General features: G+C 29.9%; 26 protein-coding genes, 1 tRNA gene and 1 pseudogene. 15 read left to right on the top strand and 13 right to left on the bottom strand.

The features are described 5' to 3' along the window. The first annotated feature begins 3 nt into the window (after nt 1-3). Complete coding sequence (locus tag ELQ11_RS00465) at nt 4-978, top strand: Ppx/GppA family phosphatase (protein WP_134225073.1); 975 nt, start codon at nt 4-6, stop codon at nt 976-978. Here ELQ11_RS00465 and ELQ11_RS00460 read toward each other — a convergent pair. Genes ELQ11_RS00460 through ELQ11_RS00425 form a run of 8 tightly spaced genes read right to left on the bottom strand, consistent with a single transcriptional unit; the run spans nt 975 to nt 8,663 of the window. Next, nucleotides 975-1,925 (bottom strand): SAM-dependent methyltransferase, encoded by a 951-nt coding sequence (locus ELQ11_RS00460; RefSeq protein WP_002870996.1) that lies wholly within the window; start codon nt 1,923-1,925, stop codon nt 975-977. The genes ELQ11_RS00465 and ELQ11_RS00460 overlap by 4 nt on opposite strands. Continuing rightward, nucleotides 1,922-2,743 carry a M23 family metallopeptidase gene (locus tag ELQ11_RS00455; RefSeq protein ID WP_002870995.1) on the bottom strand — a complete coding sequence of 274 codons (822 nt, stop codon included), beginning with the start codon at nt 2,741-2,743 and terminating at the stop codon, nt 1,922-1,924. Before ELQ11_RS00455 ends, ELQ11_RS00460 begins: the two co-directional genes overlap by 4 nt. Beyond that, nucleotides 2,740-4,734: a glycine--tRNA ligase subunit beta gene (gene glyS / locus ELQ11_RS00450; protein WP_002870994.1), complete on the bottom strand. Its 1,995-nt coding sequence runs from the start codon at nt 4,732-4,734 to the stop codon at nt 2,740-2,742. Before glyS ends, ELQ11_RS00455 begins: the two co-directional genes overlap by 4 nt. A gap of 55 nt (nt 4,735-4,789) precedes the next feature. After that, the gene (locus tag ELQ11_RS00445) at nt 4,790-5,410 is read right to left on the bottom strand and encodes an HAD family hydrolase (RefSeq protein WP_052949254.1); all 621 of its coding nucleotides are present in this window, start codon (nt 5,408-5,410) and stop codon (nt 4,790-4,792) included. Then, nucleotides 5,403-5,738: a hypothetical protein gene (locus ELQ11_RS00440; protein WP_002870992.1), complete on the bottom strand. Its 336-nt coding sequence runs from the start codon at nt 5,736-5,738 to the stop codon at nt 5,403-5,405. Before ELQ11_RS00440 ends, ELQ11_RS00445 begins: the two co-directional genes overlap by 8 nt. 9 nt (nt 5,739-5,747) lie before the next feature. Further along, nucleotides 5,748-7,373, bottom strand: a complete 1,626-nt coding sequence (locus ELQ11_RS00435; RefSeq protein WP_002870991.1) for a cation:proton antiporter — start codon at nt 7,371-7,373, stop codon at nt 5,748-5,750. Nucleotides 7,374-7,379: 6 nt separating this feature from the next. Then, nucleotides 7,380-7,754, bottom strand: coding sequence for a heat shock transcriptional regulator HspR (hspR, locus tag ELQ11_RS00430; protein ID WP_002861924.1), 375 nt, complete (start codon nt 7,752-7,754; stop codon nt 7,380-7,382). Nucleotides 7,755-7,769: 15 nt separating this feature from the next. Continuing rightward, the gene (locus ELQ11_RS00425) at nt 7,770-8,663 is read right to left on the bottom strand and encodes a DnaJ family protein (RefSeq protein ID WP_002870990.1); all 894 of its coding nucleotides are present in this window, start codon (nt 8,661-8,663) and stop codon (nt 7,770-7,772) included. A 199-nt stretch (nt 8,664-8,862) separates the two neighbouring features. Between ELQ11_RS00425 and htrA the strand changes: the two genes are divergently transcribed. The 4 genes from htrA to ELQ11_RS00405 all read left to right on the top strand — a co-directional run bounded on the left by htrA (nt 8,863) and on the right by ELQ11_RS00405 (nt 12,441). Next, a complete protein-coding gene (gene htrA / locus ELQ11_RS00420) occupies nt 8,863-10,281 on the top strand; it encodes a serine protease HtrA (RefSeq protein ID WP_002870989.1) in 1,419 nt (472 codons plus the stop codon). A 75-nt stretch (nt 10,282-10,356) separates the two neighbouring features. Beyond that, nucleotides 10,357-11,031 carry a response regulator transcription factor gene (locus ELQ11_RS00415; protein ID WP_002777451.1) on the top strand — a complete coding sequence of 225 codons (675 nt, stop codon included), beginning with the start codon at nt 10,357-10,359 and terminating at the stop codon, nt 11,029-11,031. Continuing rightward, on the top strand, nt 11,028-12,275 hold the full coding sequence (locus tag ELQ11_RS00410; protein ID WP_004305599.1) for an ArsS family sensor histidine kinase: 1,248 nt from the start codon (nt 11,028-11,030) through the stop codon (nt 12,273-12,275). Before ELQ11_RS00415 ends, ELQ11_RS00410 begins: the two co-directional genes overlap by 4 nt. 91 nt (nt 12,276-12,366) lie before the next feature. Continuing rightward, nucleotides 12,367-12,441, top strand: a tRNA-Asn gene (locus ELQ11_RS00405). Between the two features lie 219 nt (nt 12,442-12,660). On the opposite strand, the pseudogene ELQ11_RS10220 reads toward ELQ11_RS00405, so the two are convergent. Next, nucleotides 12,661-12,900, bottom strand: a pseudogene (locus ELQ11_RS10220) (ribbon-helix-helix domain-containing protein); the annotation flags it as partial. A gap of 10 nt (nt 12,901-12,910) precedes the next feature. After that, nucleotides 12,911-13,510 carry a bacteriohemerythrin gene (locus ELQ11_RS00395; protein WP_126265372.1) on the bottom strand — a complete coding sequence of 200 codons (600 nt, stop codon included), beginning with the start codon at nt 13,508-13,510 and terminating at the stop codon, nt 12,911-12,913. Between the two features lie 148 nt (nt 13,511-13,658). Here ELQ11_RS00395 and dccR point away from each other — a divergent pair, with 148 nt between their 5' ends. From dccR to ELQ11_RS00380, 4 genes are all read left to right on the top strand, one after another. Continuing rightward, nucleotides 13,659-14,324, top strand: coding sequence for a two-component system response regulator DccR (dccR, locus tag ELQ11_RS00390; RefSeq protein ID WP_002870842.1), 666 nt, complete (start codon nt 13,659-13,661; stop codon nt 14,322-14,324). Beyond that, nucleotides 14,317-15,522, top strand: coding sequence for a two-component system sensor histidine kinase DccS (gene dccS, locus ELQ11_RS00385; RefSeq protein WP_126265373.1), 1,206 nt, complete (start codon nt 14,317-14,319; stop codon nt 15,520-15,522). The genes dccR and dccS overlap by 8 nt, the downstream gene beginning before the upstream one ends. Nucleotides 15,523-15,806: 284 nt before the next feature. Beyond that, nucleotides 15,807-15,971 carry a hypothetical protein gene (locus ELQ11_RS09905; RefSeq protein WP_162842097.1) on the top strand — a complete coding sequence of 55 codons (165 nt, stop codon included), beginning with the start codon at nt 15,807-15,809 and terminating at the stop codon, nt 15,969-15,971. Next, on the top strand, nt 15,962-16,204 hold the full coding sequence (locus tag ELQ11_RS00380; RefSeq protein WP_029588617.1) for a hypothetical protein: 243 nt from the start codon (nt 15,962-15,964) through the stop codon (nt 16,202-16,204). The genes ELQ11_RS09905 and ELQ11_RS00380 overlap by 10 nt, the downstream gene beginning before the upstream one ends. Nucleotides 16,205-16,238: 34 nt before the next feature. On the opposite strand, the gene groL is transcribed toward ELQ11_RS00380, so the two are convergent. Further along, nucleotides 16,239-17,876 carry a chaperonin GroEL gene (gene groL, locus ELQ11_RS00375; RefSeq protein ID WP_002853460.1) on the bottom strand — a complete coding sequence of 546 codons (1,638 nt, stop codon included), beginning with the start codon at nt 17,874-17,876 and terminating at the stop codon, nt 16,239-16,241. 20 nt (nt 17,877-17,896) lie between these two features. Further along, on the bottom strand, nt 17,897-18,157 hold the full coding sequence (groES, locus tag ELQ11_RS00370; protein WP_002825273.1) for a co-chaperone GroES: 261 nt from the start codon (nt 18,155-18,157) through the stop codon (nt 17,897-17,899). A gap of 161 nt (nt 18,158-18,318) precedes the next feature. Here groES and ELQ11_RS00365 point away from each other — a divergent pair, with 161 nt between their 5' ends. The 4 genes from ELQ11_RS00365 to ELQ11_RS00350 are packed head-to-tail and all read left to right on the top strand — an operon-like array spanning nt 18,319 to nt 22,328. Continuing rightward, the gene (locus ELQ11_RS00365; protein WP_134225072.1) at nt 18,319-20,859 is read left to right on the top strand and encodes a hypothetical protein; all 2,541 of its coding nucleotides are present in this window, start codon (nt 18,319-18,321) and stop codon (nt 20,857-20,859) included. Between the two features lie 8 nt (nt 20,860-20,867). Next, nucleotides 20,868-21,479 carry a riboflavin synthase gene (locus ELQ11_RS00360; protein ID WP_002856003.1) on the top strand — a complete coding sequence of 204 codons (612 nt, stop codon included), beginning with the start codon at nt 20,868-20,870 and terminating at the stop codon, nt 21,477-21,479. Beyond that, a complete protein-coding gene (locus tag ELQ11_RS00355) occupies nt 21,443-22,123 on the top strand; it encodes a polyphenol oxidase family protein (RefSeq protein WP_126230123.1) in 681 nt (226 codons plus the stop codon). The genes ELQ11_RS00360 and ELQ11_RS00355 overlap by 37 nt, the downstream gene beginning before the upstream one ends. Nucleotide 22,124: 1 nt before the next feature. After that, nucleotides 22,125-22,328 (top strand): hypothetical protein, encoded by a 204-nt coding sequence (locus tag ELQ11_RS00350; protein ID WP_002853612.1) that lies wholly within the window; start codon nt 22,125-22,127, stop codon nt 22,326-22,328. Here the strand turns inward: ELQ11_RS00350 and ELQ11_RS00345 are convergent. Beyond that, on the bottom strand, nt 22,325-23,485 hold the full coding sequence (locus tag ELQ11_RS00345; RefSeq protein ID WP_126219624.1) for a peptidoglycan DD-metalloendopeptidase family protein: 1,161 nt from the start codon (nt 23,483-23,485) through the stop codon (nt 22,325-22,327). The genes ELQ11_RS00350 and ELQ11_RS00345 overlap by 4 nt on opposite strands. Before the next feature lie 121 nt (nt 23,486-23,606). Here ELQ11_RS00345 and ELQ11_RS00340 point away from each other — a divergent pair, with 121 nt between their 5' ends. Both ELQ11_RS00340 and ELQ11_RS00335 read left to right on the top strand, forming a co-directional pair. Then, a complete protein-coding gene (locus tag ELQ11_RS00340) occupies nt 23,607-24,332 on the top strand; it encodes a plasminogen-binding N-terminal domain-containing protein (RefSeq protein WP_002853792.1) in 726 nt (241 codons plus the stop codon). Between the two features lie 2 nt (nt 24,333-24,334). Then, entirely contained in the window at nt 24,335-25,717 is a 1,383-nt protein-coding gene (locus tag ELQ11_RS00335) for an FAD-linked oxidase C-terminal domain-containing protein (protein WP_002861914.1), read from the top strand.

Below are 25,717 nucleotides of genomic sequence, written 5' to 3'. Positions count from 1 at the left end.
GTCATGTTAGGTATAGATCTTGGTTCAAATACTTTAAGAGCAGTGCAAATGGATGAAAAATTAAATAAATTAAAAGAATATGAATTTGTTATTGGAGCAGCGAAAAATTTAAATCAAAGTGGAGAAATTTCTAAAGAAGCCATACAAAGATTAAAAAATGCTTTGAGTATTTTAGCTAAAGAGCAAGATTTAAGCAAAGCAAGAGCTGTGGCGACTGCAGCTTTTAGAAAAGCAAGCAATACAAATGAAATTTTTGCCCATTTAAAAGAAGAATTTGGGATTGATTTTAAGCTTATAGATGCTAAAAGTGAAGCTAAGATCAGTGTTTTAGGCATGCAATCAGGTTTAAGAAGGCTTAAAATTTGGGGAGAGTTTGCGTATTGTGATTTAGGAGGGGCTTCTTGTGAGCTTTCTTTTAGAAAAAGTTTTAAAAGTTTTGATTTTGGTATTATTAGTTTTTATGAAAAAAATCGCTATTCTTATTGTAAATCTTGTATTTCTTATAAAAAATTGATAAAAAAATATCCTAAATTTATCATCAATATTAAAGATAAAAAACTTAAAATTCATTTTTTAATTGCAAATCCCTATTTAAAGCATCTAGCTTTTAGGGCATTTGATGAGGTGGTTATGATTAAAAAGGAACTTCGTTCTTTAGGGGTTAAAACGGTGGTTTTAAATTCCGGAGTTCCTACTACACTTGGTGCATTAAAACAAAATATAAGCTATGAAAAGTATGAAGCAAGTAGAGTAAATGGTAAAAAACTTTGCCATAAGGATTTTTTAAATTATGCTATTAAATTTTTTCATATGGAAGAAAAAAAGGCCATAAAAGAAGTAGGCATGATGAGAAAAAATTATTTGAGTGCAGGTTGTTTGCTGTTTTATGCTTTGTTTGATAAACATAAACTTCTAGTCATTGATGAGGGTTTAAGGGAGGGAGTTTGTTTGGCGAGTATGAAAAATATCAAATTTTAATTTTTTTGGAATTCGAAAAAATGAAATTTTTCATCAAAATTAAAAAATAAAATTTTAGCTTGAGATAAAAAACTTTCGTAAGTTTTAATGTTTTTATTTTTTGTGTACTCTAATAAATCTTCAAAACCAAAATCCATTAAAGCAAGACTTTGTTTTTTAAAATTTAAAGGTTTAAAATCATATGCTTTGATGAGTTTTTGAAGATGGGTAAAATTAACATTATAAGTTAGATCGCTTTTGCCGAAAAAATCTTTTAAAGATACTTCAAAAGGGCTAAAAACTTCGTGCTTTTGATAGATTCTTAAGCTAAAATTTTGTACATTAAAAGTTCCATAGTCAAATCCTGCAAATACAAATCTATCGCAAGCTTGATCTAAATCTTTAAAAAAATTTTCAAGTTCTAAGCTGAGTTCGCCTTTTGTAAAATTTAAAGCTTTGCATTTTGTGATTAAATTTTCATCCATATTTTTAAAAATAAGTTTAAAATTTTCTACAAATGCCATTTTATCATGATTTATAAGTTCGCAAGTAAAACTATCAAAAAGTTCATTGCAAAAGAAAAAAGCGTTCTTAAAATGGCATTCTTTAAGGTTATTTTTGTGAGTAAATTCCACTCCTTCTAAAGTATTTTTTTGTAAAGCTCTTAATTTTTCATGCGGTTCTATGACGAAAAAAGAAATTTGAGAAAAAATTTCAGGTCTTAATTCAAGCAAAGCGGATAAAAAATCACGACTTAAATAGCCTTCATTAGCGCCTATTTCTACAAGTTCTAAAGGGAGTTGTAAAATTTTTTTATCTATTAAATTTAAAAAATGCTTGGCTAAAAGTGTGCCAAAAAGATTTCCTACGCTCACAGCAGTAAAAAAATCTCCGTTTTTTCCTATACTTACAGCATTTTTATAATAGCTCTCATGGAGCCAAGCATGGAAAAAGTCACTAAATTTCATTGAAAAATAGCATTAAATTTGGAGACAAAATCCAAAGGATCGACTTGTTTGCCTCCAGCTAAAATTCCAAAATGCAAATGCGGCCCACTTACCCTACCTGTAGCCCCGCTAAGTCCTATAAGCTCACCTTTTTTTATCTTTTGTCCTACTTTAACATCGATTTTAGAAAGATGATAGTATTGTGAATAAATTCCAAAACCATGATCAATGACTACTGAATTTCCTGCAAAATAACGATCTTTTGCAATTTTTACTATGCCTGAATTGGCTGCATAAATAGGCGTTCCTGTGGCAGCTCTAAAGTCTGTTCCACTGTGATAACTTGCTACTTTTTCATTAAAAGTTCTTGCTTTACCAAAATCACTTGTGATAAAAGATTTTAAAGGTATATTAAAAGCACCGTTAAATAAAGCTTTTGGAGTATAAGAGCTATAAATCGCATTGGCTTCTTTTAATTCTTTAGCGATGCGTTCTTGTACGGTTTTTGGCGGAAAAATCTTTTTGTTTTCAACTTGCAATTTTTCACTTTTATAATTACCTTCTAAAGTTTTTATGAAAATTTCTTCTTTTTTATTTTTATAAAATGCGATAAGTTTTGTATTTTTCGGGGGATTTTTGTAAGGTAAGGAAAAAATAGCTAGAATTTTTTCTTGATTTTTAGGATGTGCAAAGGTGAGAATATTTTTATCATTATTTTTTAAAGATAAAAAATCTTTCTTATCTAGCTCCAAAAATAAAGCTTGACCTTTGATGAGTTCTAAATTTTGAGCTCCAAAAAGCCAAAGAGTAAGGCTTAAAAAAAGCCATAAGGCTTTCATAGGCTTAACTCTTTAAGATCGGCGATTTTTAAAAACTCCGCATAAATTTCATAAACCAAAGCTTGGCGATTATTTTTAAGTTTTTCATCTTCAGCATTAATCATTACTTGATTAAAAAACTCGTCGATAAAAGGCTTGAGTGCAAAAAGATTTTCAAGTTTTTCTTGTAAAGAGTTGGCTTTAGTTTTTTCTTGAAAAGCTTTGTAAAGTTTGCTTTCTGCTTCTTGAGTAAAAAGACTTTCATCAACTTTATGAGGATTTTTAGTGGCGATATTGGCTAGTCTTTTAAAGGTTGCAAAATTTTCATTAAAATTATCTTTTTTGCTAAGTTTTATAAGAGCATTTACGCTTTGATTGATATGAATAAGATCTGTATTTTGTGAGCTTAAAACCGCTTTTACAAAAGAAGCATTGACCGTATAAAAAGTATAAAGTCTTTCAAAAATAAAATCTTTTAAAATTTGCATATCAAAGCTTTTATAATGACTTGAAAGTTTTTCTAATAAAATTTGGATATCAAATTCTTTATTTAAATTTAGAGCGATTTTAATGATCCCATTGGCTGCTCTTCTTAAGGCATAAGGATCCTTTGTTCCGCTTGGAATTTTTCCTATACTAAAAAGTCCTATAAGGGTATCAAGCTTGTTTGCAAGGGCTACTATGCTTGAAAATTCTGTGCTTGGAAGTGGAGCTTGTTCAGAATTAGGAAGATATTGTTCTTTGATGGCTAAGCAAATTTCATAATCTAAGCCCATTTTTTGCGTATAATAACTTCCCATAATGCCTTGCAAATCAGTAAATTCATAAACCATTTGTGTGGCTAAGTCAGCTTTAGCATATTTTAGTGCTGTGCTGATATTTTCGATTTTATCATTATGAAGCATTTGACATAAAATTTCAGCAATTTTAATCTCTCTTAAACTTTTATCTTGCATTGTGCCTAAACCTTCAAGATAAGTCATTTTGGCAAGTTTTTCAGGTTGCAAACCATTTTGTAAATCATTTTGATAAAAAAACATTGCATCGCTAAGTCTTGCACGTAAAACTCTTTCATTTCCATGTATGATTTTTGAATAATCCTTACATACTGCATTGCTTACTACTATAAAATGATTACTTAAGCCTTTGTCGTTAAAAACCGCAAAATAGCGTTGATTTTCTCTCATTGAAGTGATGATGACTTCGCTAGGAATTTCTAAAAATTCTTCTTCAAAGCTTCCTAAAAGTGCATTAGGATATTCTGTGATAGCAACTACTTCAGCTAAAAGCTCCTCATCTTCTCCAATTTGTATATTTTTTTGACTTTCTATGAGTTTAAATTGTTCAAGTATTTTTTCTTTTCTTTTGATTGGATCAAGGATGATATAGTTTTTTTCTAGTAGTTCAAAATATTCTTTTGCATTGTTAAAATCTTTCAAATCATAACTTACACTTCTGTGAATGAAAGTTTTTTTAGCACTTTTTACCCCATAACTTTGAAAATCAACAAGTTCATCATTTAAAATGCAAGCTATAGAACGGATCGCACGAATGAATTCAAAAGAATTTGCACCCCAACGCATACTTTTGCCAAAACTAAGACTTTTTAGAAATTTTTCTACCATTTCTCCTAAAATTTCTTGACTTTGTAAACCTTTGATAGCTTTTTGATGATATAAAACTTCCTTACCTTTGATTTCTTTAAAAGCGAGTTCATTTTCACTGATCCCTGCTTTTTGTAGGAAGCTTTGCCCCGCAGGAGTTAAAACCCCATCTTTATAGGCGATATTTTTAGGTGCTCCTATAAATTCAGCAAAGCTATCTTCTTGTTTGTCTGCAAAATTTTCATGAAAAAAAACTAAACGACGCGGAGTATAATAAAATTTAAAATCACTTACCAAGCGGTATTCTTCTAAAATATTTTTCCATTTTTTTTCTATATTAGCTAATTCTTTTAGCAAAGGAATAGCAGGTAATTCTTCTGTGCCAATTTCTATTAATAATTCACTCATAATCTACTCTTTTAAAAATTTATTTGCAATTTTAACTAAAATTTCATTAAAAAACTTATAAATACTTTTGCAAAAAGCCTTTAAGTTCATTTGCGTTGCTAAATTCATTTTCTTTTAAATCTTTTTGATACCATTTGGCATGAAAATAAGGCAAATTAGCATTTTTGGCGCATTCTTTATCTTTTTGACTATCTCCTATAAAAACGCTTATTTCATATGGAGCCTCGTTTTTTAAAAGTTCTAGCATCATAGGATGAGGTTTGGGTTCTATGCCTAAACTTACGCCTAAAATTTTATCAAAATAAGGAATGATATCGTGTTTTTTAAGTATGCTTGAAAGTGAGCTTTGCGGGGCATTAGTAGCAATAGCTAAAAAACAATTTTTGCTTTTTAAAAATTCTAAAAGTTCTTTCACTCCTTCAAAAAGCACCACGCTTTGTTCATAGTGTTTGACAAAATATTTTTCATAGCCTTCTTTAAAGCTAGAATGATGGAAATTTTCTATATTATAAAGTTCTTTTGCCCAGTCAATATTGGGAGTATTGATGGTTTGCATAATGATTTCTCTTGAAAGTGGGGCTAGGTTTAAATCCTGTCTTATTTCATTGACTGCACAAGAAATGGCATTTGCGCTATCGATTAAAGTTCCATCCATATCAAAAAATACATTAATCATAATAATCCTTTAAATAATTTTTATGTTTTTCTTTTTTCTCACCTTGTTTTTTTTGCTTATCTAAAGCATTGGCAAGATTTAAAAGCTCGCTTTTTTCTTTGGAAAAATCTAAGCAAGCATTGACAAAAAATTCAAGATTTTTTGCGTAGGTTGAGTTAAGATTTACTGCGGGATTTTTTTCAAAAAATTTAGCATTTTTTAGCATTCTTTCTTCAAATTTAGTTTTATCAAAATCTTCTTTTTTAAGCGCAGATATGGCGCCATTGAAAAATTTTTCAAGATTTCTTAGGTATTTTACACGTAAGGCTTTTTCTTCATTTTTTGTCAAAATTCTTCCTTAGGTATTTTTATGAATGCGACATTCTAGCGCTTCTTGAACTAAATTTCTAGCGATTACTTTTTCAGAGCGAATGATGCGTATATTTTCATCTATGCTTGAAAAAAGCATCTTTTTCAAAGTTCCATTTACATGAATGATAGTATCTATAGGTTTTGGATAATTAGCTAGTACTTGACATAAAATTTCAAGTTTAGCTTCATTTGTAACTGTGATAATAGCTACGGCACATTCTTCTATATTGGCAATTTTTAAGGTTTCTTCTTGAGCAGCATTAGCAAAAACGACATTTTCGCCTCGACTAACTCCAAGTTCTACTAAATTTAAATCACTTTCTAAAACTAGGTAAGGCACCCCTGAGTTTTTGATTTTTTGAACGACTTCTTGACCTAAACGTCCGTAGCCAAAAACAACAAGATGATTTTTAAGCTTGATATTGCTGTCAATATTTTGCACAGCGTTGGTATTAAGCGCTATATCTTCTACAACATTGGTAATTTTTCTTATATTGTTTAAAATAAAAGGCGTGATAATCATGGTTAAAATAGAAACAACAATTAAAATTTGTGAAGTTTTGATATCAAGCATATTTTTTGCTTGCAAAAGAGAAAAAATTGCTAGGGCGAATTCGCCAATTTGCGCTATGGCAAAAGCTGTTTTAAGCGCTACTCTTTTTTTGGTGTAAAGAAATAAAAAGCCAAAAACTATGCCAAATTTTAAAGCCATTACAAGAAGGGTTAAAACTATGATTAAAAACCAATTTTGCGCTACTACATCAAGTTGAATTTGCATACCTACAGTTATGAAAAAAAGTCCTAAAAGCAAATCTCTAAATGGGATCAAGTCTGCTTCTATTTTGTGCTTATATTTTGTTTCTGCTATCAAAGCACCTGCTATAAAAGCACCCAAAGAATAAGAAAATCCGAAATAATTTGCTAAAAAACTTGCTCCAATAACCATAAATAAAACAGTACTAATAAAAATTTCTTGAGAAGAAGTGTGGATAATGAGTCTAAAAATTCTATCCACTAGATATTTACCTATGAAAAATAATAAAGTGATTAAAATAAGTGCTGAAATTAAAGTGGTAAAAAGGAGTTTTTCTATGTTTTGATTGTTGGATGAAAAAATATCTACGAGCAAAAGCAAAGGAATAACGGCTATATCTTGAAAAAGTAAAATTCCCAATGCTTTTCTGCCATATTGCTCATTTATATCACCATTATCATTTAAAATTTTAAGCACCACTGCGGTTGAAGAAAGTGCTAGTGCAAAGCCTGCTATGGTAGCGCTTTTATCTCCAAGTCCCAAAATTCCTATAGCAAGTAGCATAAAAACAAAGCCACAAGTAAGCATCTGCAAAGAGCCGTTTAAAAAAACTTCTTGTTTCATTGCCATTAAATGCTTAAAAGAAAATTCAAGCCCTATGGTAAACATTAAAAACACTATACCAAATTCGGCTATATGGGTGATTTCGCCTTTGCCGCTTAAATGATAAATTTCAGAAATGATTTCTCCGGCAGCTATATATCCAATGATAGTTGGAATTTCAAATTTTTTAAATATGACATTTAAAACTATAGCTATAGCAACGGTGATTAAAAAAATTTCTAAAAAATTATCCATTATTTTTTATTTTTTCTCATAAAAAATCAAGTCAAAGCTATTTTTATGCTTGACAACGGCTTTACTAGCCGCTTCTTTATCTTGTTGTTTGCTTAATTCTAAGCGTAGTTCATCAATTAAATTTTCAAATTCGTGAAGTTGGTTTTTTAATTTTAAGATAACATCTACTCCAGCAAGATTGATTCCCATGTCTCTTGTTAAACGCAATATAAGTTTAATACGGTCAATATCCCTTTGAGAATAAAGTCTTATTTTGCCATCGGTTCTACTTGGCTCTATCAATCCTTCTCTTTCGTATTGCCTTAAGGTTTGTGGATGTATGCTTAAAACTTTAGCCACAACACTGATTAAATATACAGGTTCATCATAATGGTGTTCCATATTTTATTCCTTTCTTTAAGGTAATTTTTCTTTTAAGAGTTCTATAAATTTTTCATCAAGAGCATCTAAATTTGGCAAAACAACATTTAAAATCAAATACATATCCCCATAAATATCACTTTTTCTATTTTGTACCCCATAACCTTTTAAACGAATTTTTTGGTTATTTTTTGAATTAGGTGTTATGTTAATTGTCGCTTCTTCCTTGCCTTCTTTGAGTGTTTTTATATTTATTTTTCCACCAAAAAGTGCAGTTTTTAAAGAAATATCAACCTTTTGATATAAATCATCATCTTCTCTTGTGTAAATAGGACTTTCTTCTATTTTTACAATAATGATTAAATCGCCTCTAGCTCCATTTCTGCTTTGTTTTCCTTTAGAGCGAATTCTTAGTTTCTCGCCTTCTTTTATACCGTGTGGAATTTTAAATTTAATGGTTTCGCCTTGAAAATTAAAACTATGTTCCCCGCCTTTAACAGCTTTTTCAAAAGGAATGTGAAGCTCTAGATTGCTGTCTAAATTTTCTTCTTCAAAACCTCCAAATCCTCCAAAACCACTGCTAAAGCCTTTTGAAGAAAAGCCGTTAAAACCCCCTCTTGAGCGTCCACCAAAGCCTCCTCCAAAGAGATCTTTTAAAATATCGTCTAAATTTACCCCACCAGTATTTCTTGAAAAATCATGAAAACTTTGTCCACCAAACATAGAATCGCCGTATTGGTCATACTGAGCTCGTTTTTTTTCGTCACTTAAAATTTCATAAGCAGCATTAATTTCTTTAAATTTTTCTTCCGCACCTTTTTCTTTGTTGATATCAGGATGGTATTTTCTAGCTAGGCGACGGTAAGCTTTTTTTATTTCATCTGCACTAGCGTTTTTGCTAACTCCAAGAGTTTCGTATAAACTATTCATGTTATATTTCCTTAAAAATTTTTACTTGATTATATAAAGGATTAAATTATAACATAAACTTTAGCCTAAGTCAATCAAGTTTTATAAATTTTTATCACTCAAGGTTTTATTTACAATTTTGTAAATTTTCGGTTTTATACTATGAAGACAGTAAAATATTTTACGAGATAATTTATCTTTAAGAACAAAAGGAAATGAAATGAAAAAGATTTTTTTATCATTAAGTTTAGCGAGTGCTTTATTTGCCGCAAGTATTAATTTTAACGAATCAACTACAACGGCTAATCGTGTAAATCCTGCTGCTGGAAATGTAGTGCTTTCTTATCATGATTCTATTAAAGATGCAAAAAAATCAGTGGTTAATATTTCTACCTCAAAAACTATTACAAGAGCGAATCGTCCAAGTCCTTTGGATGATTTTTTTAATGATCCTTATTTTAAACAATTTTTTGATTTTGATTTTCCTCAAAGAAAAGGAAAAAATGATAAAGAAGTAGTGAGTTCTTTGGGATCAGGGGTGATTATTTCAAAAGATGGTTATATAGTAACAAATAATCACGTTGTAGATGATGCTGATACGATTACAGTGAATTTACCAGGAAGTGATACAGAATATAAAGCAAAACTTATAGGTAAAGATCCAAAAACAGATTTGGCTGTTATAAAAATAGAGGCTAATAATCTTTCAGCTATTACTTTCACAAATTCTGATGATTTAATGGAAGGAGATGTTGTTTTTGCACTTGGAAATCCTTTTGGAGTCGGTTTTAGTGTTACAAGTGGGATAATATCTGCTTTAAATAAAGACAATATAGGTTTAAATCAATATGAAAATTTTATACAAACAGATGCTTCTATCAATCCAGGAAATTCAGGTGGAGCTTTGGTGGATAGTCGCGGATATTTAGTAGGTATTAATTCAGCTATTCTTTCTCGCGGAGGTGGAAACAACGGCATAGGTTTTGCTATACCTTCAAATATGGTTAAAGATATAGCTAAAAAACTTATTGAAAAAGGCAAGATTGATAGAGGATTTTTGGGTGTGACTATTTCAGCTTTGCAAGGTGATACTAAAAAAGCTTACAAAAATCAAGAAGGAGCTTTAATCACTGATGTTCAAAAAGGTTCAAGTGCTGATGAAGCAGGGCTTAAGCGTGGAGATTTAGTTACTAAAGTTAATGATAAGATTATAAAAAGTCCTATTGATCTTAAAAATTATATAGGAACTTTAGAGATTGGTCAAAAAATTTCATTAAGTTACGAAAGAGATGGAGAAAATAAGCAAGCAAATTTTACTCTTAAAGGTGAAAAAGAAAATCCTAAAGGCGTACAAAGCGATTTGATTGATGGTTTGAGTTTGAGAAATTTAGATCCAAGACTTAAGGATCGTTTGCAAATTCCAAAAGATGTTAATGGTGTTTTGGTGGATAGTGTTAAAGAAAAGAGCAAAGGAAAAAATTCTGGTTTCCAAGAGGGTGATATTATCATAGGTGTTGGACAAAGTGAAATTAGAAATTTAAAAGATTTAGAACAAGCTTTAAAACAAGTTAATAAAAAAGAATTTACTAAAGTTTGGGTATATCGCAATGGTTTTGCGACTTTGCTTGTGCTTAAATAAAAATAACGGAAGGATTTTCCTTTCGTTATAAATTTTAGTTTAAAATTAAAATTAAGTTTAAAATAAAGGAAAACTATGACAAATATTCTTATGATAGAAGACGATTTAGAATTAGCAGAAATTACAGCTGAATATTTGGAAAAATTTGATATGAAAGTTGATATAGCTCATGAGCCTTATATAGGTCTTTCTAAGCTTGCATTAAAAGAGTATCAGCTTATCATTTTAGACCTTTCTTTACCAGGTCTTGATGGGCTTGAAGTGTGTGAAGAAATTCGTAAAAAGTATGATACGCCTATTATTATTTCAAGTGCAAGACATGATATTACAGATAAGGTTAATGCTTTAGAGCTTGGAGCAGATGATTACCTACCAAAACCTTATAATCCAAAAGAATTACAAGCACGTATTAAAAGTCATTTAAGACGTATTTCAAATACAAAAAGCGCCATAGCAAAAAGTGTAAAAGATCTTGTTTATGATCAATATAAGCATATTATTACCATGAAAGGACAAGAGCTTACTTTAACTAATGCTGAATTTGATATTTTAAGCTATTTGATTAAAAAAGAGGGTGGAGTGGTAAGTCGCGAAGAGCTTGTTTATAATTGTTCTTCTATTAGTGAGGATTCTAGCAATAAAAGTATAGATGTTATTATCAGTAGAATTCGTCAAAAGATGGGAGATGATCCAAAAACTCCAAAATATATTCACTCTATACGTGGAATAGGTTATAAGCTTACTCAATGAATAAATCTTCGATTTTTTATACTATAACTTTTATTTTTATTTTTGCTGGGGTTAGTGTTATACTTGGCTTTTTGTGGCTTATAGAATACGATCAGCAAAATTATACTAGAGAATTAAATACAAAATATTCTTTAATAGCTAATGCAAGGCTCTTAAATTTTGCAGGAGTTATCAGTGAAAAAGAATTTGAAGAGCAGACAAAAAATTATAATAAAATGGATGAGATAACAGAAGCAAAGCAGATCCGTAAAATTCTTTTTAGAGGTGATGTTTTAGCTAGAGTTGAGGTTAATAATGGCTTAATCGAGATTATTTCTTATAATAGACAGGTATATTTAAATATTATTTATGATGGAAAGGTTTATCTTTATAAGGATCAAGATTATCAAACCTATAGGTATTTTATTATCAAAGCTATAGCTGTAGCTGTGATTTGTATTCTTGTATTACTTTATATTTATATATTTAAAAAATTAAAACCACTCAAAAGACTTAAAAAACAAATTGATAAATTTGCCCAAGGAAAGCTTAGTGATATAGAAGATGTAAGCACTGGAGTGGATGAAATTTCACAAGTAAGTGAAGCTTTTTATCAAGCCATTGTTCAAATTCGAAAGCTAAATCAATCTCGTCAGTTTTTTTTAAGAAATATTATGCATGAACTCAAAACTCCTATTACTAAAGGGCTCTTAACGTTAGAAATGATAGAAGATAATAAATATAAAGAGCGCTTAAATGGGGTTTTTACTAGACTTGAAATTTTAATTAATGAATTTGCTGCTATTGAGCAAATTACTTCAGGGGCTGCTTTTATAAATAGAAAAAAATACAATATTTTAGATGTTTTAGATGAAGCCAAAGAAATTGCAATGCGAGATGATAGCAATATACGTATTTTTATGGAAGAAAGTTTTTTTGTAAATGTGGATTTTAAACTTTTTACTACAGCGATTAAAAATATGATAGATAATGGTATTAAACATTCTGAAGATGGGTTTGTGCAAATTGATATTATAGACGATTATATTTGTTTTAAAAATCGTGGTCCTGAGCTTAACAATACTTTAGAATATTATACTCAAGCTTTTACTCAAGGATCAAAACAAAAATCAAGTTTTGGATTAGGGCTTTATATTGTAAATACTATTTTAGAAACACATGGAATGAAGCTTGATTATTTATATGAAGATGGGGTAAATTTGTTTTATTTTAGAAATTTAAAAAGTGTTATTGTTAAGGAGTAAATTAATTTTTTGCATAAAAAATGCATTTTTATGTAAAAACCCTTGACAAAGTTTTTTAATTTCACTATAATTACATTTTACTTTTAAATATTCCGGATTAGCTCAGCGGTAGAGTAGTCGGCTGTTAACCGATTGGTCGTAGGTTCGAATCCTACATCCGGAGCCACTTTTTAACTCCATTTTTAATATTCATAAATGTATTTTAACATAAAAAATTAATAAGTCTTTATCACAAAAAATTGTGATAAAGTTTTTATTTTGTTTGTTTAAGATTTTTGACAATTTTATCTATTTTTTTACTTGCCTTTTGATAATCCCCATCTTTAAGTTCTTCTAAAGCTTCAATAGCAAAATCAAAATCACCAAGTTCGTTATCATTAGAATCTTCTTGAAGATTTTTGACAATTTTATCTATTTTTTTACTTGCCTTTTGATAATCCCCATCTTTAAGTTCTTCTAGGGCATTAACAGCAAAAGAAAAATCTTCAACTTCATTAAGATAAGCTTCTATAGCTTCTTTTACTATAGCTGATTTTGGCTTAGAAAGATTTTTACTTAAATTATCCAAACGCTCCTTAAGCTCTAAAGGCATTCTAAAAGAATAAGTTTTTACATTGTGTTTCATTTTATCCTCCTTAAGAATGTTTTTTGTAAAATTTTATAATTTGCTTACAAGTTTTGCAGGTAAATTTGTGACCTTGTAGTTCTATTTTTTGATGAATATTATAAGGAACATCGTGAATTTTACCAGGACAATTACAGGTATAAAGATAAAATTGTGGATGCTCATTATCTTCATCTTCTGCTGCTTCAAAGCTAACATCACTGCCATCATCTGTAGATAAAGAAGAACTTCTCCATTTTTCAACTTTCATGTCTTCGTATAGTATGTGTTCTAAAAGCCACTTTTTAGCCACTATATAAAGTTTTTCTTTAAGATCATTGGTTGATTTGATATCTTTAATTAAATTAATCATGGTTTGGATGATTTCTTTATGTATTTTTCGATGTTCTTCTAAATTTGGATAGCCTATTAGCTGCATGTATTTTTCTTCATCATTAAAGTGATCTTTCATATAATTAAAAAATTCAGCCAAAAGTTCTTTGACTTCATTTTTACTTACAGATCTATCTGATACAACTTCAACTTTTGCAGCAAGTTCAAAAAGCTTTTTATGTTGCTCGTCAATTTTAGCATTGTGCACACTATAGCTATTATCCCATTTTGGAAGCATTTTAACTCCTTAAGGAAAAATTTATTTATATAAAAGGATTATAGATAAAAATAAATTAAATAAAAATGAAATTTTATTAAATAATTGATAAGAATTTTGATACAATGATATATATTTTAAGAGATTTGAAGTTAGAAAGATTTAAATTATGGCTGCTAAAATTTTACTTTTAGAAGATGATTTGAGTTTGAGTGAGATCATTGAAGAGTTTTTAAATGATGAAGGATATGAAGTATTTTTATGCGATAATGCGCAAGAAGCTTTAGATATAGCTTATGAAAGATATTTTGATCTTTGGATTTTAGATGTAAAAGTTCCTTTAGGAGATGGATTTTCATTGCTTAAAGAATTAAGAAAAAGCGGAAAGCAAACTCCAGCAATTTTCATGACTTCTTTAAATACAACAAACGATTTAAAACAAGGCTTTGATGCAGGTTGTGATGATTACATAAAAAAACCTTTTGAACTTGCTGAGTTATCTATTAGGGTTAAAGCTTTGCTTAAAAGAGCTTTTTCACATAAAAATGAAGATTTTGAAGATTTAGGGGATGGATTTAGATTTGAATTTACTACACAAATTCTTTACTATAATAATAAAGCCTTGACTTTACCGAGTAAAGAAATTAAGCTTTTGTCTTTATTGCTTAAAAATAAAAACAACTTTTTAAGCACAGAGAGAATTTTTGAAGAACTCTGGGATTATGATGAGGAGCCTAGTGAGCTAAGTTTAAGGGCTTATGTGAAAAATTTACGTAAAATTTTAGGAAAAGAAAAAATTATAAATCAAAGAGGCAGGGGATATTGCTATGGCTAAAAAAGTCATTAGGCAAATTTTATTAATCTACCTAACAACTACAGGTATTTTTTTAACTATTTTTTTTGCATTATGGTATCAAAAATTATATGAAGAATTGGTTGTTTTAAAGGGTGCTACTTTAAGAGAAAATCATAGAAATATTGTTATAAGCATCTTAAATTCTCGTTTTACTCCTATAGATATAAGTGCAAAAAATATTGCTCAAAGTGCAGCACTAAAATTTGCTATATTTGATGCTAAAAAGATTGTTTTTAGTAATATAGATTTTGATTTAAGAAAGGCAAAGATAGAGCTTAAAGGTAGAGGTATTTGTGATAATAAAGTTTTTTTCCTTGCTCCTATGAGTGCAGATCATTATTTTTTAAGACATGCTAGCAATGAAGAAGTAAATACTAACGATGGTTTGCAAATTTTAATACAGGGTGAAGATGTTGGTAAAGATCTTTTTTGGATTAGAACGAAAGTTTTTGGTTTTGCTATTATGGCTTTTTGCATATTGGGCTTAATATCTTATATTCTAGTAAAAATTGCTCTAAAGCCTTTAGAGGATAAAATCAGCACACTAAATCGTTTTATTAAAGATTCAACTCATGAACTCAATACTCCATTAAGTGTTATTTTGATGAGTATAGAACAACTTGAGCATCAAAATTTAGGAGATAATGCTAAATTTACAAGGATTAAGCTTGCTGCAAAAAGTTTGTCTCAAGTGTATTCTGATCTTGTTTTTTATAATTTCCCTAATACCTTAGAAACAGAAAAACAAAAATTTGATTTAAGAATGCTACTTGAAGAAAGATTGGAATATTTTAAAGTATTTTTTGAGCAAAAAAAAATTACACTAAAGCTTGATTTAAATCAAGCAAATATTTTTGCTCCTAAAAGTCAAATTTCTAAATTGATTGATAATCTTATAAGCAATGCTATTAAATACAATAAAAAAGGTGGAGTAATTTCTATAATTTTAAAAGCCAATTTTTTAAGTATTGCTGATACAGGTTGTGGAATTTCAAAGTCAAATTTAAATCATATTTTTGAACGCTATACTAGATTTAACAAGGATCAGGGTGGTTTTGGCATAGGTCTTTCTTTGGTTAAAAAAATATGCGATGATAATGGTATTAAAATCACTTGCAAATCAGTGGAAAATCAAGGGAGTATTTTTGAGTTGAGTTGGGATACTAAGAAGGTTTGAAAAAGGATAATAAAATTTTTGTATCCACTTGCTTGAAACTCTCTATAAACGCTTTCTTATTTTATAATAGTTATTATCAATATAAATTTATTTTTCTATAAAATAAATTTATTAAAAAAGCTTTATTATGTATATTTAATCTTATAAAATAAAATAAATTTTTGATAATTAATATTAAATTTATTAAATATAAAGTAGAATTTCACAATTTATTAAAGAAAGGAAATGAATTATGAAAAAAAAGTTTAATTTATCTTATAGTTTTATGTTTATCTTATACGGCTATGCAAGCTGTTTGTAAATATGCTGAAGAGCAAAGAGAAGATAGGGCTGTGCCTATTGCTACTTTAATAAGGCTTGGTATGGGTTATGGTATCTCATATGCAAATGCACCAGATGTTGGAGGACAAACATATACAAAAAGACCGCCTTTTGGGAGATGTCATTGACTCATGATGATTTAAGCAATCTTTGTATTTTAATTTCGCTTTTATTTTTAGATTATATTTTAATAAATGTGAAGACTTTCCGACAAATGACTCGCTTTGCCAATTTTTATGGCGTGATTATGGTGTTGTCTTTTATTGTATCTTGGCAGATTTTTAATGCGTATTTTAATTTTCTTGTTTTTTTGATTTTATTTTTTGTATCTTACAAAATTTGGCAGTTTAAAAAGAAATAATCAGCAAAAATTTGCTGATTATTGGTAGTAGGGCTTACATCATGCCACCCATGCCACCCATTCCTCCCATACCGCTCATATCTGGCATTGCAGGTTTATCTTCTTTAATTTCACTAATTGTTGCTTCAGTAGTTAAAAGCATACTAGCTACAGAAACTGCATTGAGTAAAGCTACTCTTTCTACTTTAACAGGGTCGATAATTCCACTTTCAAGCATATTAACATATTCACCTTTTGCAGCATCAAATCCTGTGTTTTCATCTTTAGCATTTTCTACGCTATTTACAACCACACCTGCATCAAAGCCTGCATTTTCAGCAATTTGTCTTAAAGGTGCTCTTAAAGCTCTTTCAACGATAGCTGCGCCGATTGCTTCATCACCTTGTAGATCAAGTTTGATTTTAGCTTTTGCTTTGATAAGCGCTGCGCCACCACCGATTACTATACCTTCTTCAACTGCTGCTTTAGTAGCACTTAAAGCATCATCAACGCGATCTTTTTTCTCTTTCATTTCAGTTTCAGTTGCTGCACCTACTTTAATAACTGCAACACCGCCACTTAATTTTGCAAGTCTTTCTTGTAATTTTTCTCTGTCATAATCTGAAGTTGTTTCAGCAATTTGTGCTTTGATTTGATTTACTCTTGCATCGATATTTGCTTTTTCACCTGCGCCATTTACTATGGTTGTATTGTCTTTATCGATAATTACGCTAGAAGCTTGTCCAAGATCTTGTATGGTCGCACTTTCAAGAGTTCTTCCAAGTTCTTCAGAAATCACTTCTCCGCCTGTTAAAATTGCTATATCTTCAAGCATAGCTTTCCTTCTATCGCCAAAACCTGGAGCTTTTACGGCTGAAATATTAAGAACACCGCGAAGTTTATTTACAACTAAAGTTGCAAGCGCTTCACCTTCAATATCTTCAGCGATAATTAAAAGTGGTTTGCCTGTTTTTTGAATTTGTTCTAAAACCGGTAATAAATCTTTTAAATTTGCAATTTTTTTATCAAAAAGCAGGATATAAGGGCTTGAAAGCTCTACGGTCATTTTTTCTGCATTAGTGATAAAATAAGGGCTTAAATAACCTCTGTCAAATTGCATACCTTCAACTACATTTAATTCATCATTGATTGATTTTGCCTCTTCAACAGTGATAACACCATCTTTGCCCACTTTTTCCATAGCATCGGCGATTAAATTTCCGATTTTTTCATCAGAGTTGGCTGAGATTGTAGCAACTTGTGCAATTTCTTTTTTATCTTTTACTTCGCGAGAAAGTTTTTTAAGTTCGCCTACTATAGCTTCGCAAGCCTTATCCATACCGCGTTTTACCTCGATAGGATTTGCACCTGCTGTGATATTTCTTAAACCTTCTTTGAAAATTGCATGAGCTAAAACCGTTGCAGTAGTTGTTCCATCCCCTGCTTGATCAGCTGTTTTGCTTGCTACTTCTCTTACAAGTGAAGCACCCATATTTTCAAGACTGTCTTTAAGTTCTACTTCTTTAGCAACACTTACGCCATCTTTAGTAATGCTTGGAGCACCAAAGCTTTTTTGGATTAAAACATTGCGTCCTCTTGGCCCCATAGTTACTTTTACCGCGTCATTAAGTTTTTTAACGCCCTCATAAAGTTTATTTCTTGCTTCATCTGAAAAAATAATTTCTTTTGCCATTTTTTATCCTTTTTTATAAATTATTTTAAAATTCCTAAGATATCATCTAAATTTAAAACTAAATATTCATTATTATCAAGTTTAATTTCTGTTCCACCGTATTTAGCAAACACGATTTTATCACCATTTGCAATATCAGTGATTTCTTTACTTACTGCTACTACTTCACCCATTAAAGGCTTTTCTTTAGCATTATCTGGTATAATTATGCCTGAGGCTGTTGTTTTAGTTTCTTCTACGCGTTTAACTAGAACACGCTTTCCTAAAGGTTGAAAATTCATTTTTGTCCATCCTTAAAAATATTGATTTTAGCACTCTTTTATTTAGAGTGATAATATCATACTATAAAAAATGAATTTTGTCAATACTTTAAATTAAAATATTTATAAAAGTTTAGTTTTATAGACTAAAGTTATTTTATAAAATAAACTAAAGGATAAAAATGAAAAAGATTTTTTATGGAGTTATAGCTTTTGTTGTTGTGCTTTTGATTGCTATTTATACCATACTTTTCACAAGTTTTGGTAATAATATAGTGGCAAATATAGCGCAAAAAAAGATCAAAGAAAGTGCGGGATTAGATGTAAATATTACGCATTTTAATTTACGTTTTTCAAGTCTTGAATTGCAAGCAAATATCGCAAATATGGCAGATTTTAATCTTAAGGGAGCTTTAAGTCCTTTTAAGCTTGGATTTGATCTTGACTATCTTATTTCTTTAAATCAAAATTATGCTAAAAATTTAGGTTTAAATTTAAATCAAAACCTTTCTTTTGGCGGTAAGATTCAAGGTAAAGCAAGTGATTTTACTTTAGATGGAAAGGGTTATTTACTAGGTTCAAATGTACTTTTAAATGCAAGAATGTATAATTACAGCCCTATTGCTTTAAATTTAGATGCACAAAATCTTAAGATAGAAGAAATACTCCATCTTTTATCTTACCCTAGTTACGCTAAAGGTTTTTTAAATGCTCAAGCAAAAATTTCAGCACAGGATTTAAAACCTGATGGAAATATCATCATAAAACTTGATACAAGTTATATAAACTATGAGGCGATAAAAAAAGATTTTTCTTTAGACTTGCCTTTAAATTCTAATCCTAAAGCAGAAATTTTGGCCAATGTTAAAGAAGATAAGATTTATGCTGTAAGTAAAATTTACAATGATTATCTTAACTTACAAACCCAAAAAACTCTTTATGATATTAGCAAGAATGCTTTAAGTACTGATTTTAGTTTAAGTATTCCTTCTCTTGCAAAGCTTGAAAAGCTTACAAAAACTAGACTAAATGGTAGTTTGGGTGTGATAGGTCAAACAAGTGTTGTAAATAATGCCTTATCAAGTTTAAATGCTCAAGTTATTGGACTTGGTGGAGAAGTAAAGGCAAGTTTGAAAAATAATAAAATTTTTGCAGATATTAATGAAGCAAGTTTGGAAAAATTATTAGCTCTTGCAGGATATGGAGCTTTGGTTTCTGGAAATTTAAATGCTAAACTTCTAAATGCGGATTTAGATTTTTCTAATTTCGATCTTGAAGCAAAAATAAACAATGCAAAGATTAACACCAATGAGCTTAAAAAAATAGCCAAAATAGAACTTCCAAATACAATTTTTAGTCTTGATACTAAAGCAAATGCAAAAAATAGCAATATTTCTTACAATGCTTTACTTGCTTCAAATTTGCTTAATATTAAAAAACTTCGAGGAACTTATAATTTAAAAAATAGTGAGTTAAATACAGATTTAAATGCTTTTATTGATGACTTGTCTCAGTTTAGTGCTATAGCAGGACAAAAATTACAAGGTAAGGCAGATCTTACTGCAAAAGCTCATATTATAGGCACTCAAATACAAAATTTAAATGCAAATGCAAATTTGGCAGATGGTGTAATCAAGGTTGATTCAAATGGTAAAAAACTTGATTTAAACATTGATAAACTTGATTTATCTAAACTTTTTGTTATAGCAGGTATGCCAAATTATGCCAGTGGGATTGTTAATGCAAAAGTTAATTTAGATAATATCGATTTTAACAACCTTAATGGTAAAGCAAATTTAGAAGCTAAAGGTATATTAAATGCTGCAACTTTAAGTAAAATTTTAAATAAAAATTTTCCAAACAATACAAGTTATGATTTAAATACCAAAATTAATTTTAAAAACAATATCGCTCAATTTGATTCCGTTTTAAATTCATCTTTAGCTGATCTTACAAAACTACAAGGAAGTTTTGATATAGGCAAAATGCTTTTAAATTCGGATTTTAGTCTAAAGATAAATGATTTTTCAAAACTAGGCTTTTTGTTGGATAGAAAACTTAAAGGTAAGGCAGAATTTAATGGAAAGGTAGGTTTTGATAAGAGTTTAAATTTTGTTGTAAATAGTCCAAATTTATTTGAAGGGAAGCTTCAAAGCACACTTAAAAATAACCTTTTGCTTGCTGATTTAAATGGAGTGGATTTAAGTAGTCTAGCTCAAAGTTTGGACTTTATGGATGTTTATCAAGGCAAGGCAGATGTGAAGGCAAATTACAATCTTTTAAGCGAAGAAGGCGAGGTTAATTTGGACATGAAAGAGGGTAAATTAAAACCAAATCTTATTACCAATGCTTTAAAAATTTTAACGCTAAAAGATATTACAAATGATGTTTATCGCACTGTTAATGCTAAAGCTTTGATTAAAAAAGAAAATATCAAACTTGATCTTAATATGCAAGCAGATCGTTCTTATATTTTAGTACAATCAGGAGCTTTAAATTCTAAAAGCGGAGCTTTAAATTTGCCTTTTGATATTAAACTCGATAGAGCCAATTTTAAAGGAAGTATTACAGGAACTACGGAAAATCCTAAAGTGAATTTAAATGCAGGAAGTGTGTTAAATTCTATTAAAAATGTAGTAGGTGGCGGTGTGAGTGATGGTGCTAAAAGTACGGGCGATAAAGTTGATAAAGCGGTGAATAAATTATTAAATAAGATTTTTTAAGGTAAAAAATGTTTAATGGACTCATAAGAGAAATTGCTAAAGTTCAATCTTATCAAAACAATACTTTAAGCTTAAAAGCAAAATATCGCCCAAATCTTGGCGATAGCATAGCTGTAAATGGGGCTTGTTTAAGTGTGACAAAACTTTATGAGGGAGGTTTTGAAGTGGAACTTTCTCGTGAAAGTCGCACTCATATAGCTATAGAAAATTTAAAAGATAAAGTTCATATAGAACCTGCTTTAAGGTATGGCGATAGAATTGATGGACATCTTATGCAAGGACATATTGATTTTATCGGCACACTTGAAAAGATTCAAAAAGATGAAAATGGAGTAGATTTTTATATATCTTTACCTAAAGAAGCTATGAAATTTATAGCAGAAAAAGGGAGTATAGGTGTTGATGGAGTAAGTCTTACTATCAATGAAATTTTAAAAAATGGCATTAGGCTTACTATTATTCCTATTACTTTTAAAGAAACGCTTTTTAAAGACTATCAAGTAGGTAGAAAAATCAATATAGAAAGTGATTTACTTGCTCGTTATATTTATGCACAATTACAAGGTAAAAACAAAGGATTATCATGGGAAGAAGTGGAAAGAATTTCTTATCTTTATTAGAAAATGATAAAGTCGGTATTTTTTGTGCTTTTGATAAGGATTATAATGTTTTTAGGGCTAAAATTCATAATGAGAATTTATTTTCTCATTTAGGTTTTAAAGATATTGAAAAATGTGTTTTTATGGATCAAATTCACTCTCATAAAGTTATCATTTATGAAAAAAATTTAAAAAATCTCAGTTGTGATGGGCTTATAAGCAAGGAAAAAAATACCGCTCTTTGTGTTTTAAGTGCGGATTGTCTACCTTTAATTTTATATCATGAAAATGGCATTATAGCAGCTTTGCATTCAGGTAGAAAAGGAAGCTTTGAAAACATTCTAAAAGAATGCGTTGATCAAATTACTATGCAAAATTCACATTTAGATAAGAATAAATTTCATCTTTTTATCCTGCCTGGAATTTGTGCTAAAAATTATGAAATAGATGGAGAAATTTTAGAATTTGCCAAAAAAGAATTTAAAGAATTTGTTCAAGATGATAAACTTGATTTAAAAGCTTTAGTAAAATTTCAAGCTCAAAATTTAGGCATTGAAAATATTAAAGATTGTGGAATTTGTAGTTTTGACGATGAGAGTTTTTTTTCTTATCGTCGTGATAAAACGCCTAAGCGTTTTGTGAGTGTGGTTTATTTAAAGGATTAAAATGTATGAAAGAAAAGATTTAAGAGTGTTAAAAATCATTCAAAAAGCTAGAGAATTTGGTGATGGAGATTTATTAAATGAAGCTTTGGTGAAACAATTGATTGATGCAGATTTTTGTGAAATTAATGAAAAAGAAAAAGAAGAGCTTGCAACTCTTCTAAATTCTTTAATCAATGCAAAAGATAAAGCGTTGTTGAGTAATTAAAATTCTATATAGTTTTCAAAATCTTCTTCTTTTGGAGGATTAGGTTGATTCGAGGCTAGGGCTTCTTTAACAACCTGCTCGTATCCAGCTATGATATGTTTAAAATTCTCTTTCGCTTTTCCACTAAGTTCTGATTTGGCGATTTTTACAACAGATGCAGGATTTATAGCTTTATTATTTAAATATACTCCAAAATGCAAATGAGGACCTGTGCTCATACCTGTTGAACCAACATATGCAATTACTTGTCCTTGATTTACCTTTTGTCCGTTTTTAATTTTTGCAAAACGACTAAGATGGGCATATAAAGTCATATAACCTGAGTCATGCTTGATTTGAATTACATTTCCATAACCACCCTTTGTGCCTATAAAGGTTACTACTCCTTTGCCAGCACTTTTCACAGGAGTTCCAGTAGGTGCAGCATAGTCTATACCAAGATGGGCGCGATAGCGTTTTAATATAGGATGATATCTTGCTGTTGTAAAAGGAGAAGAAATTCTAGTGTAATTCACAGGTTTTGTAAGTAAAAAAGATTCCAATTCTTTGCCATCGCGATCATAGAATATATCATTATAAGAAAAGACTTCTCTTGCGCTTTTATTGATTTCTACCATTGCCATTTTTATATTTATATCACCCCAAAGTTTACCCATGCGTCTTTTTTGTTCATAATATAGGGTTACTTCATCACCTTTTTGGATATTGCGAAAATTTATACTTCCTCGAAAAGCACGAACCATAGCACGAGCTAAAGTGCTGCTACCACTTTCTTCATAGACATCTTGATAGGCAGAGCTTTTAATGGTTAAATGTAAAATTCTATCTTCTTTTTGATAAGATACAGGAGTAAAAGCAAGAATGTATTGCCCATCTTTATTTTTATAGATATGAATTTGTAAATCATCGCTAATTGGAATTAAAACTTGTTCTATGTTGTTGTTTTCATCTTTTAAAACTTGATATTTTATTTTATAGGCTATATCAGAAGCAAGTTCTTGGTCTTCTCTATCAAGTCCATAATAAAGCGACATAGGTATGGAATTTCTTTGTAAGAATTTAAGCAAGGTATCTCCATTATCCCAAGTTAGCTCTTCAACACTTAAAGCTGCAAAACTTTGAACAACAAAAATAAATAAAAGCAATAATTTTTTCATGAGATAACCTTAATTTTTAAAAGAATTTTGAAATTTGAAAGCTATATTTTACTTTATTTTTCTTACAATTGCTTAACAAAAAAGGATTATAATTCTATAAATTTTTATTTAAGGAGCAAATTTGTTTAAAACTATAGTGTGTTTTTTAGCTTTAAACCTTAGCCTCTTTGCGGTTGGATTTGATTTAAAACCTATAAAAAGTGAACTTGTAAAAGTTGATGATATTTATGGTTATATTAAAGATAGTGATGATATAAAACTTTATTCAAGTGGCGTAGTAGTACAACATTTTAGCAATTCGCAAAGTATCATTGCTAGAGCAAGTGTTATAGATAAAAAAAATGGTTTGGCAAAATTAGAATTTAGCGTTTTTTCAGCTCTTAAGCAAGATGCTTTGCCTTTGCCAAATGTTTTACCTAAAGTAGGTGATGAGGTTGTTTTAAATTTTCTTTATGATAGAGGATTGGTAATTGCTCCTGATGAACAAACTTATAATGAACTTGTTAGAGAATTTCCGCAGATATATTTTACCCATATTGACATTTTTGGAGCACAATTAATTAGAACGGCCACTCTTTCTCCTAAGCGTTCAGATTTTAGGCAATTTTGTGATGATAATGCGGTTGGCATTTTGGTTGTGGCTTTGGAAAATCAAGCAGAAGTTGTAGATTGTCAAGATTTTAATAAGCTTTATGAAGTGCCTATAAGCAAGCCAACTAGCGTTCAGGTTCCTTTTTATTCTCGTATAGGTGGATATAAAAGTAATTTTTTTGATTTTAACTCTCAAGAAATAGGAAATTATTATAGGTATTATGATGCTTTGATTAATCTTCCTAAGGTGCAATAAACATGAAAAAAGAATTTGAACAATATTTTAAACGATTTTTAGGAGAAGAAAACGCTTATTTTGATGAAATTCACAAAAGAGCTTATAGCTATGATGCGACAAAAAAACATTATTTACCCGATGGGGTTCTTTTTCCAAGAAATGAAGAAGATATTGCTCAAATTTTAAAATTTTGCAATGAAAATAATATCATAGTCATACCACGAGGCTCAGGATCTGGTTTTACAGGAGGAGCTTTAGCTGTTAATGGCGGTGTGGTGCTTGCTTTTGAAAAGCATATGAATAAAATTTTGGAAATTGATCTTGAAAATTTAGTGGCTGTTGTGCAACCTGGGGTTATTAATATACATTTACAAAAAGAAGTGGCTAAATACGGACTTTTTTACCCGCCTGACCCTGCTAGCATGGAGTATTCTAGCTTAGGGGGTAATGTAAGCGAAAATGCTGGGGGAATGAGAGCTGCAAAATATGGCATTACAAAAGATTATGTGATGGCTTTAAGGGCTGTTTTGCCTAGCGGAGAAATCATTCGTGCAGGAAAACGCACTATTAAAGATGTGGCAGGTTATAATTTGGCAGGAATTTTAATCGCTAGTGAAGGTTCTTTGGCAGTTTTAAGTGAGCTTACTTTAAAATTAATGCCTTTACCTAAATTCAAAAAAACCGCTTTTGCTATTTTTCCAAGTGTAAAAAGTGCTATGAATGCGGTTTACAAAAGTCTTGCTAGCGGTGTAAGTCCTGTATCTATGGAATTTTTAGACAATCTTAGCATTAGAGCGGTTGAGAGTAAATTTAATAAAGGTTTGCCTATAGAAGCTGGCGCTATTTTGATTGCTGATGTGGATGGTAATGTTAAAGAAGCTATTGATGAGGATTTAAGAAATTTAGAACATTATTTTTTAGAAGCTGGAGCTAGTGAATTTAAAATAGCAAAAGACGAACAAGAAGCCGCAGATATTTGGTTTGCTAGAAGAAATTGTTCTCAAAGCATTGCCATGTATGGAACTTTAAAACTTAATGAAGATATTACAGTTCCGCGTTCTAAACTACCTGCCTTGCTTGAAGGTATAGATGAGATTTCTAAAAGATATGGTTTTAAAATTCCTTGTTTTGGGCATACAGGGGATGGAAATGTGCATACTAATGTGATGGTTCCTGATAAAAATGATCAAGAGCAAGTGAAAAAAGGCTATGAAGCTGTGGAAGAGATTTTTAAATTAACAGTGAAACTTGGAGGAACTTTAAGCGGAGAGCATGGTATCGGACTCTCTAAAGCACCTTTTATGAATTTAGCTTTTTCTGAAGCCGAAATGAATTTAATGAGAAATATTAAAAAAGCTTTTGATCCAAATAATATACTAAATCCTTTTAAAATGGGACTTTAG

Source organism: Campylobacter sp. US50a (genome assembly GCF_004379015.1).
GTDB classification, from domain to species: Bacteria; Campylobacterota; Campylobacteria; order Campylobacterales; family Campylobacteraceae; genus Campylobacter_D; species Campylobacter_D jejuni.
Note: the sequence above shows the minus strand (reverse complement) of the source record. Positions and strands in the feature narration are given on the sequence as shown.

Coding starts and splice junctions, on each gene's coding strand:
- ELQ11_RS00465 (WP_134225073.1), top strand. CDS start 4: ATGTTAGGTATAGATCTTGGTTCAAATACTTTAAGAGCAGTGCAAATG.
- ELQ11_RS00460 (WP_002870996.1), bottom strand. CDS start 1,925: ATGAAATTTAGTGACTTTTTCCATGCTTGGCTCCATGAGAGCTATTAT.
- ELQ11_RS00455 (WP_002870995.1), bottom strand. CDS start 2,743: ATGAAAGCCTTATGGCTTTTTTTAAGCCTTACTCTTTGGCTTTTTGGA.
- glyS (WP_002870994.1), bottom strand. CDS start 4,734: ATGAGTGAATTATTAATAGAAATTGGCACAGAAGAATTACCTGCTATT.
- ELQ11_RS00445 (WP_052949254.1), bottom strand. CDS start 5,410: ATGATTAATGTATTTTTTGATATGGATGGAACTTTAATCGATAGCGCA.
- ELQ11_RS00435 (WP_002870991.1), bottom strand. CDS start 7,373: ATGGATAATTTTTTAGAAATTTTTTTAATCACCGTTGCTATAGCTATA.
- hspR (WP_002861924.1), bottom strand. CDS start 7,754: ATGGAACACCATTATGATGAACCTGTATATTTAATCAGTGTTGTGGCT.
- ELQ11_RS00425 (WP_002870990.1), bottom strand. CDS start 8,663: ATGAATAGTTTATACGAAACTCTTGGAGTTAGCAAAAACGCTAGTGCA.
- htrA (WP_002870989.1), top strand. CDS start 8,863: ATGAAAAAGATTTTTTTATCATTAAGTTTAGCGAGTGCTTTATTTGCC.
- ELQ11_RS00415 (WP_002777451.1), top strand. CDS start 10,357: ATGACAAATATTCTTATGATAGAAGACGATTTAGAATTAGCAGAAATT.
- ELQ11_RS00410 (WP_004305599.1), top strand. CDS start 11,028: ATGAATAAATCTTCGATTTTTTATACTATAACTTTTATTTTTATTTTT.
- ELQ11_RS00395 (WP_126265372.1), bottom strand. CDS start 13,510: ATGCTTCCAAAATGGGATAATAGCTATAGTGTGCACAATGCTAAAATT.
- dccR (WP_002870842.1), top strand. CDS start 13,659: ATGGCTGCTAAAATTTTACTTTTAGAAGATGATTTGAGTTTGAGTGAG.
- dccS (WP_126265373.1), top strand. CDS start 14,317: ATGGCTAAAAAAGTCATTAGGCAAATTTTATTAATCTACCTAACAACT.
- ELQ11_RS09905 (WP_162842097.1), top strand. CDS start 15,807: ATGCAAGCTGTTTGTAAATATGCTGAAGAGCAAAGAGAAGATAGGGCT.
- ELQ11_RS00380 (WP_029588617.1), top strand. CDS start 15,962: ATGTCATTGACTCATGATGATTTAAGCAATCTTTGTATTTTAATTTCG.
- groL (WP_002853460.1), bottom strand. CDS start 17,876: ATGGCAAAAGAAATTATTTTTTCAGATGAAGCAAGAAATAAACTTTAT.
- groES (WP_002825273.1), bottom strand. CDS start 18,157: ATGAATTTTCAACCTTTAGGAAAGCGTGTTCTAGTTAAACGCGTAGAA.
- ELQ11_RS00365 (WP_134225072.1), top strand. CDS start 18,319: ATGAAAAAGATTTTTTATGGAGTTATAGCTTTTGTTGTTGTGCTTTTG.
- ELQ11_RS00360 (WP_002856003.1), top strand. CDS start 20,868: ATGTTTAATGGACTCATAAGAGAAATTGCTAAAGTTCAATCTTATCAA.
- ELQ11_RS00355 (WP_126230123.1), top strand. CDS start 21,443: ATGGGAAGAAGTGGAAAGAATTTCTTATCTTTATTAGAAAATGATAAA.
- ELQ11_RS00350 (WP_002853612.1), top strand. CDS start 22,125: ATGTATGAAAGAAAAGATTTAAGAGTGTTAAAAATCATTCAAAAAGCT.
- ELQ11_RS00345 (WP_126219624.1), bottom strand. CDS start 23,485: ATGAAAAAATTATTGCTTTTATTTATTTTTGTTGTTCAAAGTTTTGCA.
- ELQ11_RS00335 (WP_002861914.1), top strand. CDS start 24,335: ATGAAAAAAGAATTTGAACAATATTTTAAACGATTTTTAGGAGAAGAA.